This window comes from Devosia sp., assembly GCF_040509215.1.
Taxonomy (GTDB): domain Bacteria; phylum Pseudomonadota; class Alphaproteobacteria; order Rhizobiales; family Devosiaceae; genus Devosia.
This window is the reverse complement of sequence record NZ_JBEVLL010000153.1, coordinates 1-20,385: the sequence shown is the minus strand read 5'-3', so window position 1 is coordinate 20,385 and position 20,385 is coordinate 1. Positions and strand designations below refer to the sequence as shown.

Annotated in this window: 7 protein-coding genes; 5 read left to right on the top strand and 2 right to left on the bottom strand. The window is 60.8% G+C overall.

Features of this window, described 5'->3' with window-relative positions:
- Positions 1-114 precede the first annotated feature (114 nt).
- Positions 115-14,283 carry a T1SS-143 repeat domain-containing protein gene (locus ABW043_RS08495; protein ID WP_353920785.1) on the top strand — a complete coding sequence of 4,723 codons (14,169 nt, stop codon included), beginning with the start codon at positions 115-117 and terminating at the stop codon, positions 14,281-14,283.
- A gap of 68 nt (positions 14,284-14,351) precedes the next feature.
- On the opposite strand, the gene ABW043_RS08490 is transcribed toward ABW043_RS08495, so the two are convergent.
- A complete protein-coding gene (locus tag ABW043_RS08490; RefSeq protein ID WP_353920784.1) occupies positions 14,352-15,176 on the bottom strand; it encodes a transglutaminase-like cysteine peptidase in 825 nt (274 codons plus the stop codon).
- A gap of 223 nt (positions 15,177-15,399) precedes the next feature.
- Between ABW043_RS08490 and ABW043_RS08485 the strand changes: the two genes are divergently transcribed.
- A complete protein-coding gene (locus tag ABW043_RS08485; RefSeq protein WP_353920783.1) occupies positions 15,400-15,954 on the top strand; it encodes a diguanylate cyclase domain-containing protein in 555 nt (184 codons plus the stop codon).
- Between the two features lie 32 nt (positions 15,955-15,986).
- Here ABW043_RS08485 and ABW043_RS08480 read toward each other — a convergent pair whose 3' ends face one another.
- Entirely contained in the window at positions 15,987-17,651 is a 1,665-nt protein-coding gene (locus ABW043_RS08480; protein WP_353920782.1) for a Na/Pi cotransporter family protein, read from the bottom strand.
- A gap of 233 nt (positions 17,652-17,884) precedes the next feature.
- Here ABW043_RS08480 and ABW043_RS08475 point away from each other — a divergent pair, with 233 nt between their 5' ends.
- The 3 genes from ABW043_RS08475 to ABW043_RS08465 all read left to right on the top strand — a co-directional run.
- The gene (locus tag ABW043_RS08475; RefSeq protein ID WP_353920781.1) at positions 17,885-18,472 is read left to right on the top strand and encodes an ANTAR domain-containing response regulator; all 588 of its coding nucleotides are present in this window, start codon (positions 17,885-17,887) and stop codon (positions 18,470-18,472) included.
- A gap of 16 nt (positions 18,473-18,488) precedes the next feature.
- Positions 18,489-19,709 carry a CmpA/NrtA family ABC transporter substrate-binding protein gene (locus tag ABW043_RS08470; RefSeq protein WP_353920780.1) on the top strand — a complete coding sequence of 407 codons (1,221 nt, stop codon included), beginning with the start codon at positions 18,489-18,491 and terminating at the stop codon, positions 19,707-19,709.
- 315 nt (positions 19,710-20,024) lie between these two features.
- On the top strand, positions 20,025-20,385 hold a 361-nt coding region (locus ABW043_RS08465; RefSeq protein WP_353920779.1), incomplete at its 3' end, for an FAD-dependent oxidoreductase.

Here is a 20,385-nt window from a genome sequence, read left to right as displayed (position 1 = left end):
TTGTATTCTAGCATATCCGGATATGTGTTCGACTATTGATACCAATTGAGGTCAAAAAAACAAGCCTGTAGTGTCGCCCCAAAATAGCAGCACTTTTGCCGCGAGGGGTTCATTATGGTCGAGCGTATCGGGAACGAAGAAGGCATCGAGTTTGGCGCCAACGTTGAGGCAGCCGAACCCATCCTGGTAGCCCAGGCAGACACGGGAACCGCCGCGCAACCGGCGCCCACGCCGACAGCAGTTGAAACCCGCGTTGTCGTCGAACTGGAGGATGGCTACATCCTTCGCCTGCCGGCCACGGCAAGCGTCGACCAGCCCCGCGAAAACGGCACCGACCTCGAATTCGTGCAGGCTGACGGCACCGTCATCGTCGTGCCCAACGGCGCCATCCAGGGCCTGACCATCTTCATCGGCGACGCCGAAATCCCGCCACTGACCGTGGCAGCCTTGTTTGAATCCAACGGCATCGAAGCCGCCGCCGGCCCGGCTGGCGCAGGTGCCTCGGCCCGTGGTTCAGGCGGCAATTTCGAAGTGCCCGTCGGCGGCATCGGCGACGCCTTCGCACTTGGCGATCTGCTCGATCCGACCGCGCTGGCGTTTGGTACGCCAGGCTTTGAAGACCTGTACCCTGCTAACACCAAGCCGAGCTTCCTGCTGGGCAACTACTCCTTCCGCATTTCGGAGGAAGGTCTGGCCGCCGGCCTCGCCGATTTCGGTCCCGCAGGCGGTGCCGATACGACGAACGACTCCTTTTACTTCATCAATCTGGGAGCGATGGATCCGGACGGCGACTCGCTGACGTTCACGCTCAGCGCCCCCACGGAGGGTCTGACCTCGAATGGCGGGCTCATCGTCTGGGAAGGCGTGGGCACCAACCACCTGATCGGCAGGGTTGGCGGCGCAACAGTCATCGACATCACCATTGGCGGCAAGAGCGGCCTCCTGATCGTCCAGTTGCTTGAACCAATTGATCACCCGACCGGCAATACCGAGGATGTGCTCGATCTTGGTCTGACCGTCACCGCCAACGACGGGCGCGGCGGCACCGCAACTGCCACGATCACGATCGGTATCGAGGACGACAGCCCGGAAATCGGCGTGTCCCAGTCCACCGGCGTTGATGAAGATGGCCTCAAGGGTGGTGTTGGCGATTCCGCTTCGCCCGGCGACAATTCGGGCAATGCAGTCACTGCAACGGGCTCGCTCGGCATCAAGTGGGGCGCCGACAACGGCGACAAACTCGATACACTCAACGAAGACGGCAGCTTCGCTCAGGATAGCTCAGGCCGTTCGGTTTACTTCTCGCAAGCCAATTTCCTCGCCTTTGTCGAGAATTATGGCAGCCTGACTTCCGGCGGCCTGCCGCTTGTCTTCTCCTGGACCGGCAACACCATCACCGCCAGCGTGGTGGGCGAAGGCGATGAGTCCTCGCAGCTCATCTTCAAGATTTCGCTCTCGGACGATGCATCGGGCAGCTACAAATTCCAGCTCTTTGGTCCTCTGGATCACGAACCAAATCGCGGCCAGCAGCCGGGCGAAGGCGGCAGCGACCTGCCGCCGAGCGAAGGCGAGATGCAGGCCAAGATCGCGGGCGAAGGCGACGACGATGGCGACAGCTATGAAGACGATATTGTTCTGAACTTCGAATTCACCGCCAAGGACGCGGACGGCGACACCGTAGGCGGCAACTTCGCGGTGACCGTCGACGACGACATGCCCGTGCTCATCTCCAACGGCGAACGCGACAATGTCCGCATTGTTGACGAAGACGACATCCGCACGGCGCTTTCGCAGGGCACGAGCCCCAATGACGGAGCTGGCGACGGTTCCTACACCGGCAACCCGGCGACCAATGGTCCGGGACCGGCGTATATTTATGGCTCGCTCGGCGGCGTCGTGAATTTTGGCGCCGACGGCCCCGGCGGATTTGCCGTCAATTCTGGCGCCATCGCCAAATTTGACGCCTATGGGCTGGAGTCGCATGGCGACGCGCTGATGTACTCGGTGAAGGCCGATGCCACCTGGGCCACCTTCACTGCCACGGCCGGCGAAGACGGTCGTACCGTTTTCGAGTTCCGCGTAAACGTTACGACCGGCGATTACGAGTTCCGCCTCTACGATCAGCTCGATCACGATGCGCCAGCTAGCGGCGCCGATCAGAACTTCGACCTGCAAAATGGGGAAGGTTTCGAAGACGTCTTCTCGCTCGACTTCGGCGCTATCGTTCGCGCCTATGATGGCGATGGTGACTACGTCGACCTCGTCGACCAGCTCCTCGTCAAGGTTCGCGACGACGTTCCGGAACTGGTTCGCGGCAAGTCCGAAATCCGCACTGTCGATGAAGACGACATCCGCACCATCGGCGATGGCGTGCTGGGCGGCTCGACCGGCACCAGCCCGAACGACGGCAATGCCGACGGTTCCTATACCGGCAGTCCCTACAATAACGGTCCAGGCGCCGCCACCATCACCGGCTCGCTGGCTCATCTGGTGCGTTCAGGTTCCGATGAAAGCCTGAGCTTCGGCTTCGCCTCGGAGAACAGTGTCCGCAGCCAGCTGTCTGCACTCGGCCTCAAGTCCGGCGGTCAGACGCTAAGCTATGACGTGCAGGGCAATGTGCTCTATGGCTTCGTCAACGCTAACGGCATCGGACAGTCTTACGACGTGGGCGAAGATCGTCCTGTCTTCAAGCTCACCCTCAATGCCGATGGCAGCTATAAGTTCGAGCTGATCGACCAGCTCGATCACGACCGCGGCGACGGTCAGAATTTTGATCTCCAGGACAGCCTGGCGAACCAGGATGTCAGCTCGATCAACTTCGGCAAGGTGATCCTTGCTACCGACAATGACGGCGATAGCGTTTCGCTTAACGGCGCCTTCCAGATCAAGATCCGCGACGACGTTCCGGAACTGATCCGCGGCCAGTCCGAAATCCGCACTGTTGACGAAGACGACATCCGCACGAATTCCGATGGCCTGCCCGGCGGTTCAACCGGCACCAGCCCGAATGCGAATTCCGAAGGACAGGGCGACGATTCCCGCACCGGCAGCAATGGTGCTGCCTATGTTCAAGGCTCTTTGGCCCATCTCGTTCAGTCCGGCGCCGATGAGGGGCTGACCTTTGGCTTCGTCTCGGAAAACAGCGTTCGCAACCAGCTTTCCGCACTCGGCCTCAAGTCTAACGGCGAGACGCTGAGCTACGACGTGCAGGGCAATGTGCTCTACGCCTTCGCCAACAAGGGCGGCAACATCGGCCAGTCCTACGACGTGGGCGACGACCGACCGGTCTTCAAGCTTACTCTCAATGCCGATGGCAGCTACAAGTTCGAGCTGATCGACCAGCTCGATCACGACCTCGGCAGCGGCCAGAACTACGGTCTTCAGGATAGCGTGCCGAACCAGGATGTCAGCTCGATCAACTTCGGCAAGCTGATCCTGGCCACCGATAACGACGGCGACAGCGTGTCGCTAGACGGCGCCTTCCAAATCAAGATCCGCGACGACGTCCCGGAACTTGCCAAGCATGGACTGGTCTTCGGCGTCGTCGAAGAAGAGCAACTGTCTGGTGGCAATGAAGACACCAATGCGCTCCTTGATCTCGATTACGACTTTGGCCCCTGGGGTCAGAACTACAATGTCATCAGCACCGTCGCTTCCGACAATGATCTGATGTCCCTCAAGAACCTGATCGTCGGCGGAGCGGACGAGAACGGCAAGTTCTCCGCTCGTGCAGGCATCACGAACAGCGTTGTCCGCGATAACGACGGTAATGTCGTCAAGTCCGATGGCGTCAATGTCGTGATCAAGAGCGTGACCAGCGGCACCGATGCCGGTGGTGCGTTTACGCTCCTGACCGCTGCCGCAGGCAACAATCCCGTCTTTACGCTCAAGGTCTACGCCGATGGCGACTGGCGCTTCCAGCTTCTCGACCAGCTTGACCACAAGGCCGATAATCTTGAGGACGTCCTTGCTCTCGACCTTGCTGCTTTCCTGAAATACACCGATTTCGACGGCGACAGCGTCAACCTCGATGGCGAAAGCTTCCTGATCAAGGTGATCGACGACACACCCGAGGCGTCGCTGAAGCTCAAGAACGGCGCCAAGCTGATCCTCGACGAAACCAAGGCGGACTCGCCTCAGGACACTTCGGGCGACGGTAATGCCGACGACGAAAAAGGCATCGCCAACCCGTTCTCTCAAAGCTACGGCCAGCTCATCGGCTATGCCGCGGGCGGTTCGGGTACGCTGTTTACGGCAAATCCCAGCGTCGGTGCCGATCAGAACGGCAGCACCGTCTATTCGCTCTCGATCTCCGGCAACAACGACTCCGGCGTCGATGATACGGCGACGGGCAAGAACATCTTGTTGTTCAAGGAAGGCAACGACATCGTGGGCCGCGTGGGCGGATCGAACGGCGCCGTCGCTTTCGTGATCCGTGCCGATGCCAATACCGGTGAGGTGAAGGTCTACCAGTTCCGTGCCGTCGAGCACGACAATGACGGCAGCACTCAGGCCGATCACGACGAGTCCAGCTCGCCCGAATATCTCGACGCCAATAAGATCACGCTGACCCAGACCGTCACAGACGAGGACGGCGACAAGGACACTGCCTCGGTCGACCTGGGCAAGGTCATCGGCTTTGAAGACGATGGCCCGAAGATCACCAAGCTCGAGCTCGGTCACCACACCATCGTCAGCCATGACGAAACGCCGGGCGTCAACGGCGACGCAGACGATGTCTATGGCGCTCTGTCCATCTTCAACTCAGTCACCAACCGAGGTGATGATCTCGACGTTTCCGGCAGTGGTGCCATCGGTTTTGCCAAGGAAGATAACCTGATTTCCTACGGCACAAATTTTGGTGCCGACGGCAAGGCCTCGTCCAACGACACCGTGTTCTCGCTGGTGCTCAAGGGCGGCGACGGTCAGGATTCTGGCCTCAAGACCACCGAAGGCGCCGCAATCAAGCTTTATCTCGAACACGGCATCATTGTCGGTCGCGTCGGCGACGCGAGCGGCAAGGCGGCCTTCGCCATTGCGGTTGACAGCGATGACGGCGACATCTCGCTCGTCCAGTATCTCTCGATCCAGCACCCGACCAGCGGCAGCAGCCACGACGAGTCCGTTGGTCTCGATCTGGCCGACACCAACGCCATCGAGGTGAAGCTGACCATCAAGGACGGCGACGGTGACACCGACAGCAAAACGGTCGACATTTCGGACTCCGTCCGCTTCCAGGACGATGGCCCGAGCATCGAAGTCGATCGCGTCAAGGATCACGGACACTATGCCGAGCCCAAGTCCATTCTGCTCGACGAAACCACCCCGGGCGGCAATCCCAACGACAATACCGGGAATGCCGACTGGTCGCTGACCACCAATCCGGCCGCCGCCCTGGCCATCGGCCAGGTCACCTCGTCCGCCTCCGGCAATGGCTCTATTGCCAGCCTGTTCGACATTGACGTCGATGGCGGCGCCGATGGCGTCCGGAGCGTGGTGAAGGCGTTCAGCTTCGACCTGCGCGACGACAAGGGCAACCTCGTTACCAACAACACCACTGGTGTCGAAACCACGCTGAAGGTCACCCAGGTCGCGGGCACCGCACTTGGCGGCCTCGACGCCGGTGAACGCACGATCTGGCTCTATCGCCTCGACGACAAGACCATCATCGGCAAGATCTTTGGCGACGGCGAAGCTTTCGTCGCGCTCAAGATCGAGCTGACCGGCACGGCCGAAAACCCGCAGTTCACCGTTACCCAGTATCTGCCAGTCGACCATCCCAATAGCTTCGATCATGACGAAGGCTTGTCGCTCAAATTCGACGACAAGGATGCAAGCCTCTCGATCAAGCTGACCGCAACGGTCACCGACAACGACGGCGATACCGCTACGGACTCGGAATCCGTCAAGATCATCGACGACAAGAGCTCGATCGTCACCATTGAGGACGATGGCCCGACCATCACCGGTGTGACCTATGCTACGCTCGGCCAGGAACTGATCCAGAATGGCGGCTTCGAACTGGGCCACGGCCTGAACGGCGCCAATTGGGATCTCTTCAATTCAATCCCAGGCTGGAACGCCGGTACGAACGTGCCGTTCGAAGTACAGTCCGGCGGTGCAGGCGGCGTGCCCAATACCAACGGCGCTGTTGTCGAACTCGACGGCGACACCCAGTCTAACGGAACCGGCGCCGGCAACGGCACAGCCGTCGGCGCCACCAATGCCAGCATCCAGCAGGTTGTAAGCGGCACCGAAGCGGGCCAGACTTACCAGCTGACCTTCGACGTAGCCCCGCGCAGCAATGGCGGCGTCAACACCGCAGGCTTGGAAGTCTATTTCGGCGGTACGAAGGTGTTCCCGCTGAACGGCCAAACCGTTGCTGCTGACCAGTGGACGACGATCACGCTGACCGTGACGGCTCCGACCAACAATGCTGTGCTTGAGTTCCGCGGCACCGGCGTTCAGGACGAATATGGTGCGCTGATCGACAATGTCAGCGTCAAGGCCAAGAGCTTCGGTCTCGATGATGAGAGCCAGGCTGGTGGCATCGTCGGCGGCCCCGGCGATGATCCGTCGGGCAAGGTCCTCTCCGGCAAGATCAATTTCGACGCTGGTACCGACCACCTCAAGGCCATCGTTGTCGATGACAACATCAATGTCGACGCCATCTGGGTGGACGCAAATGGCGTTGGCCACCGCGTTGATGTGGATGTGAAGTGGATCCAGGACGGCCAGGGCGGCAAGCTCGTCGGCACGATGGAACGCGGCGGCGAAACCCGTCCCGTGTTTGAACTCGTCGTAAATGCCAATGGCAGCTTCACCCTGACAATGCAGGCGCCGCTGGCGCATCCTTACACGGACGCAGACGGCAGGAACAACGGCCCGGAAACCGAGTGGGAAGACAATCTCTCGCTCCAGTTCGACTACAAGGTCATCGACAACGACGGCGACACGGCCTCCGGTTCGATCAAAGTCAGCGTAGACGACGACAGCCCGGATTTTGTCGGCGGCATCGAGGACCAGACTGTCCAAACTCTCGGGCAGGCGGTCAACGGCGACCTCAACATCAACTTCGGCGCCGACGGCCAATATGCCGACAAGGGCCTCGTGATCTCCGGCTACCAGAACCTGCCCGGCGTCAACGAAGTTCTCTCAACCGATGGCCGCACGCTGACGGGATATGTCGGCGGCACTCCAGTCTATCAGCTCAAGCTCAACAGCAACGGTACCTACGACTTTACCCAGTTCGACAAGGTTCCTGGCGTCGCTGATACGCTTGCAACGGTAAGCTTCGACGCGAACTTCAATGCCGTTTCCTTCAAGGACTACGGCGAGTTCCTCGTCCGGGCTGTTGGCAATGGCAATCAGATCAACGGCTCCAATAGCGGCCCCGGCGGCATCGGCGTGGGCAGCAACAGCGGCATGGAAGATGGCGAGAAGCTGGAGATCGTCTTCGACTCGCAGATGACCTCTGTGACGCTGGGCATCAACTACAGCTATTCCGGCGCTCATCCAGAGGACATGGAGATCGACTGGGTAGCCTATGATCAGAACGGCAACGTGGTCGCCTTTGGCACGACCTCGGACTTCGATGAAGATACGTCCCGCACCATCAATCCCGGCGTCGGCTTCTACAAGCTGGTGCTAACAGCCGATGATGACTCTCAACACTCGCCCCACCCCAGCGTCCGCATCTCGAGCCTTAGCGGCGTCAAGGCCAGCTCCGGCAATGTGGGCAGCCTCGACTTCACAGTCACCGCAAAGGATGGCGACAAGGATGCCCAGTCTGACACGTTCACCGTCACCTTAAAGACCAATACGCCGCCGGTGATCACATCGGCGTCGGGTGCCGGTTCGGTTACCGAACTCACCGACGGGGCGCAGGGAGAGAACACGCAGACACTGACCACGACCGGTTCGCTAAACTTCACCGACAGTGACATCAACGATACGCACACGGTGGGAGCAACGCTCGCTTCGGTGACTGGCGCACCTTCGGCACTGGGTACCTTCACCCCGATCATCTCCAACACCGCGACCGGCGACGGCGCCGGGACCATCGGATGGACCTTCTCAGTCAGTGATGGGGCGCTCGACTACCTGGCGGCTGGTCAAACCATTACCCAATTATACACCGTCACCCTCACCGACAACTCGGGAACCACTTCCAACCAAACCGTCACGGTCACCATCACCGGCACCAACGACGCGCCAGTGATCAACTCCGCGGCTTCCACTGTCACCGGTTCGGCGACGGAATGGGCCGATCTGTCGGCGAACGAAGCCAACAATGTCGCTCACACTGCCAACGGTTCGGTGGCCTTCTCCGACGTCGACACGATCGATACGCACAGTGCATCGTTTGCCGCTCAGGCCAACGGCTATGTGGGTACCTTCGCTCTCGGCGCGGTTGACCAGAATGGCAACACCGTCGGTTGGACCTACTCGGTGGCCGACAGCGCCATCGACTACCTGGCGGCAGGCCAGACCCTGACGCAGAAATACGATGTGACCGTCGATGACGGCAAGGGCGGCACTGCGGTCCAGACCATTACCGTCACCATCACCGGCACCAATGACGCGCCCATCGTCGCAATGAGCGATTTGACAGGCGGGGTCACGGAGATGGAGACGCCGGTCGGCGACCTTACCGACGGCGGCACCATCGGCTTCACCGATGTCGATCTGACCGACGCGCACAGCATCACGAACGTGGTGGCTTCGTCCAGTGCGCTCGGCAACCTGACCGCGAGCGTTACGACGGATACCACCGGCTCGGGCCTGGGTGGGTCGATTACCTGGAATTACAGCGTCAACGCCGCTTCCGTCGAATACCTGGAAGAGGGCCAGACCAAGGTCGAAAGCTTCACCATCACGCTCAGTGACGGCCATGGCGGGAGTGTCGAACGCACGATCGACGTGACCATCACCGGCACAGGCGATGGCAAGCTCGTCATCGGCTCCAACCAGTCTGATACGTCGGCAGCCCCCTCGGGAAATACGAACTACGATCACTTCGTGCCGAGCAATGGCACACCGGGTACGGACGGCGTTATCAACGGCAGCTCCGGCAATGACGTGATCGCCGGTGACCCAGGCGCGACCCCCACCATTGCGGCCGGCGCCAGCGCCAACGTGGTCCTCGTGCTCGACACCTCGTCGAGCCTGACACCCACACAGATGTCCTCTATGCAGGCCGCTGTCGGTGCGCTGATCCAGAGCCTCTACAATTCTGGTGCGGCAAACGTCCGGATTGCGCTCTTCGCCTTCGGTGGCGGGTACAGGGAACTCGGCGTCTTTGACCTCGTGGTCAACGGCGTGAAGAATTCGACGAACTATACAAATGCGCTCGATACTGCAAACGCGGATGGCAGCATCACGAACAGCGGTCAGCGCCTCTATATCGGCGCCGATCCGGGCAGCAACACCAGCTATGCGAGTGGCCTTGACGCCGTCGTCGATTATCTGAATCCGGGCGGCACCACCGTGCCCGGCGGCACGATCGGAACCAGCGGCGACGGTGTCGCCGAAAGCCCGCTCAGCAATGCCACCGTCAACAAGGTGATCTTCATCTCCGACGGCGAGCCCTCCACCAACGCCACCCAGACGCAGATCAATACGATCACCGGTGCCGGCTACACGATCGAAGCTGTTGGCCTGAACGTTGCCGGAAGCCAGAATGCCGTGAATGCACTCAACGCCCTCGACAGCGGCGGTGCCTACACCAACGTGGTCAATCCATCCGACCTAACCGGCGTCGTGGGTAGCCTTGCCGGTAGCGGCACGGTGCAATCGGCAGCTGGCGGCGACACGATCAATGGCGGCGCGGGCAAGGACATCATCTTCGGCGATGTTATCAATACCGACGCACTGCGTGCGGCTGCCGGCCTGTCTGCTGCGACCTATCCGGCCGGTTCCGGCTGGGCGGTGTTCGCGGCACTCGAAGGCACGACCACCGGTTTCACTCAGGCCAACGACCTAGCCGGAAACGGCGCTCAGTGGACCCGTGCCGACACGCTTGCCTACATCAAGGCCTACCACGCCGCCATGGCTGCAGAGACGGGTCGCACCGGTGGTAATGACGACATTACTGGCGGTGCTGGCGACGACACGATCTATGCACAGGAAGGCAACGACGCCATCCGCTACGCGGTTGGTGATGGCAATGACGTGGTGGACGGCGGCTCCGGTTCGGATGCGCTCTATATCACCAATGGCAGCGGCGCACCGGTAACGGTCACGCTGGCTGCAGCAAGCGGCGGCTCGGAGATCAATTCCACCGACGGCGTTCCCCATACCGACATCGTCGCGACGATTGTGTCGGGAGCGAACACCTCCACCATTCGCATGGACAGCATCGAGGATATCCATGTCGATCTCGGTGCAGGCGGCGGTTCGGTGATTTATGGCGCCAGCCTTAACAACAATACGGCACTCGATCTTTCGACGGTCCATGTCACGGGCGGTGCAGGCATCGACAGCCTGGACCTGAGCGCCCGCGCCAATGGCGACCAGCACCGCGTCGTCTTCGACGGCGGCGCCGGATTGTCGGACGTGGTGAAGCTGGACTTCAAGGTGAGCGAGATCACCGGCATCGAAGTTGTCACCGATGGCGTGAAGATCACGCACAACGGCATCACCGACACCTTCACCAATGTCGAAAGCTTTGTGTTCGAAGGCGAGACTTCGGGCACGGTAAGCAAAACCCTGGCGGAAGTGAAGGTGATCGATTATACGGCGCCGACTGCGTCGCTGGTGTCGTACGGCACCAATGACGGTGCGCTTGCACTGAATGAATCTGTCACCCTGACGGTCAAGTTCAGCGAAGCCGTCTATGTCAACGCGACCAATGGGATGCCCGCCCTCAACCTGAACAATGGCGGCTCGGCCATCTACACCGGCGGTTCGGGCACCGATACGCTGACCTTCACCTACACGCCAAGTGCTGGCCAGTCCGTTGCGGACCTGGCACTGGCTGCATCGGGGATTTCGCTCAACACGGCTACCATCACCGATCTGGCAGGCAACAATGCGGTCTTGGCCGGGGCGAACGGCCAGAATCCGGCTGGCATCGTCCGAGTGGATGCGGTTGCACCGGTTGTGACCATCAGCAACACGATCTCCACCAATGGCGGCATAGTGCCCACCATCACCAGCGGCGGCACTACACGGGACTCCACGCTCGCTCTGTCCGGCACAGTAAGCGATACCGGCGGCAACGGGACTTTCACCGTCGAGATCTACGACGGCGCAACCTTCCTCGGTACGGCTACTGTCAACGCCGGCAACTGGACTTATACGACATCGGTTCTTGGAAACGGCCCGCACAGCTTTACGGCCAAGGCCATCGACAGCGCCGGGAACGTCACCACAACGGCACCCGTCACTGCCTCGATCGACACGGTGGCTCCGACGGCTCCGACCATCACCAGCGTCACCGACAATGTCGGGGCCATTGTCGGTGAGCTTGCCGACGGTGCGAGAAGCGATGACACCCAGCTTGTGGTCCGGGTGGCCATTTCGGGCACGGGTGCCGTGGCAAATGACACCGTGCAGCTCTACAATGGTACCACTGTCCTCGGTAACGCGGTGACGCTGTCGGCCGGCGACGTCGCCAATGGCTATGTCGATATCACCACGCCAACCCTAACGAACAACACCAGCTACAACCTCCGCGCCGGTATCACCGACGTGGCGGGCAATGCCAGCCCCGCGTCGGCGAGCGGCACGAACGACGTGACGATCGACACCACCGCGCCGACAGCAGCCGTAGCGATTACCGCTATCGCCAACGACACGGGCATCACCGGCGATTTTATCACCAGCGACACCAGCCTGATCGTGTCAGGTACCAGGGGAACTTTGAATAACGGCGATAAGATCCAGATCAGCACCAATGGTACGGACTGGTTCGACGTGAGCACTCCGACCGGTTCAACCTGGTCCTATACGGACCCGACGCCCAGGACGAGCAATGTGACCTATCAGGTCCGTGTCATCGACGCCGCTGGCAATGTCGGCAACGCCGACAGTCAGCTGGTAAAGATCGACACCTCGGCCCCGACGGCCCCGAGCATCACCAGCGTGACCGACGATGTCGGTACCTTCACTGGCGCGCTTGCCGACGGCGCACGAAGCGATGACACTGTGCTTGGGGTCCGGGTGAATATTTCCGGCACAGGTGCCGTCATTGGCGACACTGTACGGCTCTATAACGGCACGACTGGTCTGGGCTTGGCCGTGACGTTGACCTCTACCAACATCACCAATGGTTATGTCGACATCAACACGCCGACGCTGACCGACGGGACGAGCTACAACCTTCGCGCCGCTGTTATCGACGTCGCAGGCAATATCAGTGAACTGTCCACCAGCGGCGCCAGAGACGTGACGATCGACACCACCGCGCCGGTCGTTTCCAACCTGGTCGTGACAGAAACGGGGTTCAGCTTCGGCGCCTCGGAAAACATCTCCGCCGTCACGGGCCCTGCAGGTATCACTGTCAACGGAACCAACTCGACGCAGATCACGGTGACGCCAGCCACAAGTTTGGCAAACGCTCAGACTCAAACCATCACCGTTTCTGATGTGGCCGGAAACGCTACAAGTGTGGTTGGACTCTACGTCGGTGACACGGGCGCGGACGGGACAAGCGGTGCATTCGCTCGACCGTTCACCAGTGGCACCAATATTATCTACGGCATGAACGGAAACGACTATCTGGCTGGTGGCAGCGGCAACGACTACATGTTTGGTGGTGACGGCAATGACAAGCTCATTGGTGGCGCCGGCAATGACACCCTGAACGGGGGTATCGGCAACGACATCCTTGTGGGCGGCTCCGGCGATGACAAGCTGACCGGCGGAACCGGTGTTGACCAGTTCCGACTGACCACAGCAGGCAATGCCGGCAATATCACTACGATCACCGACTTCGTCCAAGGCACAGACAAGATTGCGTTCCTCGACACAAATTCGACAGGGAGCGGCAGTGTCAATTTCGCCGGCACGACAGGAACTACTGCTGGCGCAGCTCTCGCGAGCAGCGATTTCGTAACTCGTTCCAGCATCGAAGACATAGATGGCGACGACGACAATCATGTTGTTCGCATCACAACTGCTCAAACTGAGGACCAGATTGTCAGCGGTGACCCGGGAAGTTCAAACCGAGGAAACATTTATGTCGTCGTATTCAACTCAACATCTGGGAAGGGTGAGATCTGGTTTGACACGAATTGGGCCGATACCGGAGCGCGCGTAAAGGTAGCAACACTCGACAGCATTACGTCGCTGTCGCAGCTTAGCGCTCTCGCAGCGAGCGACTTTGTCGTGTACAGCAACGCTGCCGATCCCCTCGTCCTCGACCTCGACAACAACGGCTACACCTTCTCTTCGCTGAATGAAGGTGCCGCCTTCGATCTCGATGCTGACGGTAAGATTGACCAGCTCGCCTGGAACTCGTCCAACGACGGCATCCTCGCTTATGACGTCGATGGAAATGGCACCATCGATAATGGCTCGGAACTGTTCACGCCGTGGTTCAATGGTGGCAACTTCGTCAATGGTTCGGCGGCGCTTGCTTCGCTCGATACCAATAGCGATGGCGTCATCGATGCCAATGACGAGGCCTTTAACAAGCTTCAGATCTGGCAGGATCTGAACGGCGATGGCATCAGCGATGCAGGCGAACTCAAGAGCCTCGCTGACCACGGCATCACGAGCCTTTCGGCCAGCACTGCAGCCACCAATGGCAGCATTGATGGCCAGGCGATCGTTGGCGAAGGTACCTTCACCCGGGCCGATGGCACGACGGGCGGCTATGTCGAAGTCGAACTCGACATCGTGTCCGGCGGCGGTGAAGCGCCGGTACAGGGCGAAACCATCTTCGGCACCGACGGTGATGACTTCCTCGTGGGCACCGATGGCGATGACATCATCATCGGCGGCCTCGGCAACGACACGCTGACGGGTGGCGCTGGTGCCGATACATTCGTCTTCTCGGAGGCCGGGCCGGGCAATGTCGATACCATCACGGACTTTGTTGCCGACGAGGACGCGATCGACCTCGGCGCCCTCCTGGACGCAGCGCTGATCGACGAAAACAACATCGGCGATTATGTCCGCATCCAGGGGAACGGTTCCGATGGCCTGCTGCAGGTCGATACATCAGGCACCGGCGAAAACTGGGTAGATGTTGCCAACCTGAACGGTCACGGTACCCCGGGCACTGTGATCGACATCAAGCTCGATGACGAAACGCACCACATCCCGACGATTTAACCATTGCGCGAATGCACAAAAGGCGGCCTCCGGGCCGCCTTTTTCTTTTTCAGAGATTGTTGTGAGGCTTAGAGGCCCATGCCAGGGGCCACGGCCGAGAGGTCCTTGGGCATGTCGGCTACGGCGCGGCTGTTGGCGGCGAAGCCGTGGATGTAGCTGCGCTCGCCCGCAAAACTCATGATCGGCTGGTATTGGGCAATATCGGTGTCGACCAGGAGACGGTTGCTGACATTGTCGAGCACGTAAGAACCCGAGCCTATGTGGGCGATCAGCACGGCGTGGAAGAGCTGGCGGCGCGTGTCCTGGAGGAGGACCAGTTGCAGCTTGTCGTCAGGCATGCCGAGGCTGCGCAAGGCCCAGTATTTGGCGATGGCAAAGTCTTCGCAATCGCCGGCACCCTTGCGGGCCATTTCGGATGGTGTCGCCCAATAGTCACTCGTGCCCCAGACGGCCGCGTCGGACTTGTAGGTCATGGCGCCGTTGACGGTGCGGTTGACAAGATTGAGCATGTCCCGATCGGACAGACCGGCAACCTGATCGGCGACGCCGCGGATCTTGGTGGCAAAGCGGCTATCGCAACCAGCAAGGCCGCTTGCGGCGCAATCTGCGCCGAACATCTGGGAATAATCAGTCTTTCGCGCGGCCTGCCATTTGCCCGCGGCCGGCAGGCGCGCTGCTGAAATGGCGACCGATTCGAACACGCCAAGCTTGGTGGGTGCACTCGAGGGCAGCACCGGAACCGGCGTTTCCTGCGGCGCGATTGCCGCCAACTTAAATGTCTCGGCCCGCACGGTCTGACTATAGACAGGCACAGGCACAGTAACCGGCGCACTGGCCGGTGCAGCGGCGGCACCTACAGAAAGCAAAGCAGCAAAAGTAAAGTTCAGAAGCAATCTCGCCTCCTGATTGATTGTCAGAAGGCTACGAGGCTAGAAATAAAATTCTGCAAATCGGTACAGTATATTTGAAGTATACCAATTCGATAAAAATTTATAGATCACGATCCGACAGCAAAAAACTCTGGACTTGATCGATAAAATTGCATCCTTTTCTCTCAACGAGGATTGAGGAGTCGGGACTATTGCTAGTAGCCGTCATTCTCAGGGGCACACGCATATGGCGAAGTCTTGGTTCGGCTGGTTTAGTGAAAAGACCGAGGTAGAACGTCGGGCCGATAGGCCGCGGGCGGCCATTGCCATTGGCCCTGACGATCTCGATCCTTTAACCGGCGCACTTTATTGGGACCGGTTTCAGGTGATGCTGACGGCCGAACAGGAACAGGAGCCTGGTGTTCTGCTCCTGATCGATCTTAGCGAGCGTTCGGTCCGCGTCGGCGGAAGCGAAGAGGCGAAGGCGCTGGAGATCCTGCCCTGGCTGGCCCAAGCCATCCGGCAGGCCATTCGCGCAGACGATCTCCTAGCCCATGTCGACGGCTACCGCTTCGCGGTGCTGCTGCGCGGCGCCCCACAAGAAGTTGGCCAGATCACCAGCGATCGCATCCTGGATTCGGTCGACAACACCATCTTCATGACGGCCGACGGCATTTCCAAGCTCGACGTGACCATCGGCGGCACGGTGTTTGAGGTGGCGGATGGAAAGGCCATTTTCGATACCGCCTCGGCCAACCTCGAACGAGCCAGACGCCTCGAGCAACCGGCGCTCGTTCAGTAAGCGACTGCAATACCAGGCCTTGTCCGGGCGGTTTACTGGCCCGGACTTCTGGCGAGTTTGGAGCCAAGCAGTTCGCCCTGCTCGCTCAGGATCGAATAGGCGACCCCACACAGAAGCGAATTGATGTGACGGAGCGAGCGCACCGTCTGCAGGTGCAGTTCGCTGGTCTCAAAACTGTTCGGATCGCCCTTGCGCAGGCGCGCAAAGTGCTGGTTCATGCTCGAGCGCTCCAAAACCCCCACCGCATCCTTTTCGGCAACGAGCTGGCGCGCGGATTCAATGTCTTCGGAGACGAGGACATTGAGCGCGAGCTGCAGGTTGCCCAATACGCGCGCATGCAGGTCCAGCAATTCCTGCCAGCCTTGCGGCGAAAAAGTCAGGTGCCGGTCGGCAAGCTGATCGGCGACCCGCAGCAATTGGCGGGAGATGATATCGCCGGCCTGCTCTAGCCCGATGGCAAAAGTGCTGAGATCGGAGGCGCGGCTGACCTGACCTTCATCCATCTTGTCCCAATCGAGCTGGGAGAGAAAAAGCTTGATCGAGGCATTGGCGCGATCGACTTCGGGCTCCAGCGCCTTGACCCGCCGGATAGCGGTCTTGTCGCCACCCCTCAGAATTTCCATGGCCGGCTGCAGCATGACCTCGACCATTTCGCTCATGCGCAGGAGTTCACGCGTCGTACTGGCAAGGGCCGCGTCGACATTACCATTGCCGCCGGTGGCAAGAGCCGGACGCCGGAGACGCGCGAGATCGGCCGTTTCATCGGCGGGGCTTTCCTTGACGACGCGATCGAGCAGGCGCGAGGCAGGCCCAACCAGCGGCAGGCCGAGAATCATGACGACGAAATTGAACCCGGAGTGAAACAGGCTCGCGTGCAGGCCGACATTGCCCGGCAGCCCAAGCGTGTGGACCTGCAGGACTTCAATGATGACCAGACAGATGAGGGCGGCACCTCCGCGGAACAGCAGGGCACCGAGGGCGATGCGCTGGGCCCGGACATCGGCGCCGCGTGTCATGCCAAAAGCGATCAGCGTGCCGCCGAGATTGGCGCCGAGCACAAGGGCCGCAGCCACCTCGAAGGGAATGGCGCCGGCCGCGCCGAAGGTGATGATGACGAGGACGCTGGCGACGGATGAATAGGATAGCCAGGTGATCAACGCCGCGACGAGGAAGCCGGTCCAGGGGTCCCCACGCAGATAATCGATGGCCACCGCCAGCACGTCACTATCGCGCCAGGGCGCGGTCGCCTCGGACACCATTTCGAGTGACAGCAGCACAAAGGCGACGCCGAGGATCATGCGGCCGAGTTGTTTCATCTGTCGGTCATTCGCGCGCAAAAACAGCGTGCCGCCCAGAATGATCAGTGGCGCGGTGAGGAGGGTCAGGTCGAAGGAGAGTACGCTCGCGACAAGCGCCGAGCCGAAATAGGCGCCCAGCATGAGGGCCATGCCAGTGCTACCGGCGAGAAGACCGCCAGAGGCGAAGCTCGAGGCGAGCGCCGCCACCGCGGTCGAACTTTGCAGCGCCACGGCCATGCCGGTGCCGACCATCGCCGCCGAGAACGCGTTGCGTTCAGCGCGGACCAAGGTGCGCTTGAGTTGGGCGGAATAGGCCCGCTCCACCGCCGTTCGCACCATGCGCACAGCCCAGAGCAGGAGGACAATGGCCGCCACCAGATGAACGATAATGAAGTACATCAGGCCTCCCCTGCCCGTATGTCGTCTTGAGTCGTCATCATGTTCACGTGCGCATTTTCGGAGCAACAGCTTCTTGCACTGCTGTGCAAGAAGTCACGGGGGGCCGAAGCGCCGGATTGCACTCGAATTGCTTGCCTCGTTTTTCGGCATAGCCATCATTCTGCAAAGGAAGTAGACAGCAGCGCGTCAGTCAGGCAGTGACTGAGCCGCACAGGCCCTTGCAGTTGAGTACCATGGCAGAGTCGCTTTCGATTCTGGTGATTGACGACAACGCGATCCGCGCCTCGATTATCGAGGCCGGGCTGCGTGAGGCTGGCCATGCATCGGTCCGCGTCATCACCGATATCGAGGATGTTGCGCGGCGCATCGGCGAGATCGCGCCCGATGTGGTCATCATCGACCTCGAAAATCCCAATCGCGACGTGCTGGAGCACTTCTTTGCGCTGAGCCGCACGATCAAGCGGCCGATTGCCATGTTCGTCGACAAATCCGACCCCGCGGAAATCGAGGCGGCGGTCGATGCCGGTGTTTCCGCCTATGTGGTCGATGGGCTGCGCAAGGACCGCATCAAGCCCATCCTCGACATGGCTATCGTGCGCTTTCGCGCCTTTTCGCGGCTGCAGAATGAACTCGAAGCCGCGCGCTCCGAACTGCAGGGCCGCAAGGTGATCGACAAGGCCAAGGGCATCCTGATGACCTCGCGTGGCCTCTCCGAAGACGCGGCCTATTCACTCCTGCGCACCACGGCGATGAACCAGAACCGCAAGATCGTCGAGATCGCCCAGGCCGTGGTCACGGCGGCGGAGCTTTTGGGACCATGAAGAAGGATTTTTGCTCATGGGCCTGACGCAGATCACTGCCGGATATGTGCCGCTGCTCGATAGCGCGGTGCTGCTCGCCGCCGAAGAATTCGGCTTTGCCGAGAGCGAGGGCCTGCACCTCAATCTGGTGCGCGAAACCTCCTGGGCCAATATCCGCGACCGCGTCGCCATCGGCCATCTCGATGTCGCCCACATGCTCGGGCCTATGCCCCTCAGCGCCAATCTCGGCCTCACCCCGCTTGACGCGGCGGTGATCGCTCCGATGGCGCTTGGCCTTGGCGGCGCCGCCATCACCATGTCCAACGCTGTCTGGGCCAGGATGGCCGAGGCCGGCGCACCCGAGGATGGCGCGCCTGGCCCGGTTGGGGCGGCCTTGCGTAAAGTCGTGGAAGATCGTGCACGCGCTGGCGAGCCGCGCCTGCGCCTTGCCGTCGTGCATCCCGAAAGCGCCCACAATTATGCCCTGCGCTATTGGCTTGCGGCCTCGGGAGTCGATCCCGACCGTGACGTCGATATCGTCATCGTGCCCCCGCCCCTGCAGGCCGACGCTCTCGCCGCCAAGCGCACCGACGGGTTCTGCGTCGGTGAGCCCTTTGGCTCGGTGGCCGTGGCGCGCGGCGTCGGGCGCATCGTCACCACCAAGGGCCAGATCTGGCAGATGAGCCCCGACAAGGTGCTGGGCACGCGACTGCAATGGGCCGAGCGGTTTCCCGAGCAACTGGCCGCCCTGCTGCGGGCCGCGACGCGCGCTGCGCGCTGGTGCGAGGATCCGGCCAATCACACGGCTCTCGCCGCCATGTTGGCGCGCGAGGACAGGCTGGGCATCGATGCCGAACTCCTGCACCGCACCCTTTCGGGCAGGCTGCAATTCGAGCCCGGCGTCGAAAAATCCATGCCGGATTTCTTCGTGCCCTATTCTCGCGCGGCCAATTTCCCCTGGGCGAGCCACGCACTGTGGTTCTATTCGCAGATGGTGCGCTGGGGCCAGGTCAGCCACACGCTCGAGAATGCGCAAAAGGCGGCGGCGAGTTATCGGCCGGACCTCTACCGCGCCGCCCTTTCGGGCATGGGCATGCCGGTGCCCGGCGCCAGCAGCAAGATCGAGGGTGCGCTGACCGAACCGACCCAGGTCGGTGCCCTTGGCGGACAGCTGACGCTGGGGCCGGATGGCTTCTTCGACGGGACCGATTTCGATCCGGACAAGCTCGATGCCTATATCGCTGCGCAGTCACGGTGATGAACACGCAATAAGCAGATTGCCAATCTGCCGTGCAAATAGCCACAGATCGGCAAGTGCCCGTTTTTCGAGCCGTACCATCTAACAATCTGGAAAATATAGACTTTGGCCGGCCAACTCAGTTTGGCACGCTTCCTGCAATGATAGTCCCGAGCGCTTCGGCGCACTGAATTCACGGCGTCCAACGATGGGCGCCAGATATTGGCAACGCCGCCAACCACAGTTCCTTCGTCTCCTGGACGAGGTTTCTGCTGGTTGGCGGCGTTTTCGTTTTGGTCTTCGGGTCCGGCTGGACCCCGGTTTGATGGGAAGAACATGGCCGAAAAACTCGTCATCATCGGTGCTGGCATGGCCTCGGGCCGCATGCTGGAACATCTCTTCGAGGCCGAACCCGGTCGCTACGAAGTGACCCTCTTCGGCGCCGAGCCGCGCGGCAATTACAACCGAATCATGCTCTCCCCGGTGCTGGCCGGCGAGAAGCGCTACGAAGACATCGTCACTCACGATGCCGACTGGTACGAAGTCAACAACGTCAATTGCCGCTTCGGCCAGACGGTCACCAAGATCGATCGCGAGGCCAAGTCCGTCTTCGCCGATGGCGTCGAGACACCCTATGACCGGCTGGTCATCGCAACAGGCTCCGCGCCCTTCATCCTTCCCATTCCCGGGAAGGAGC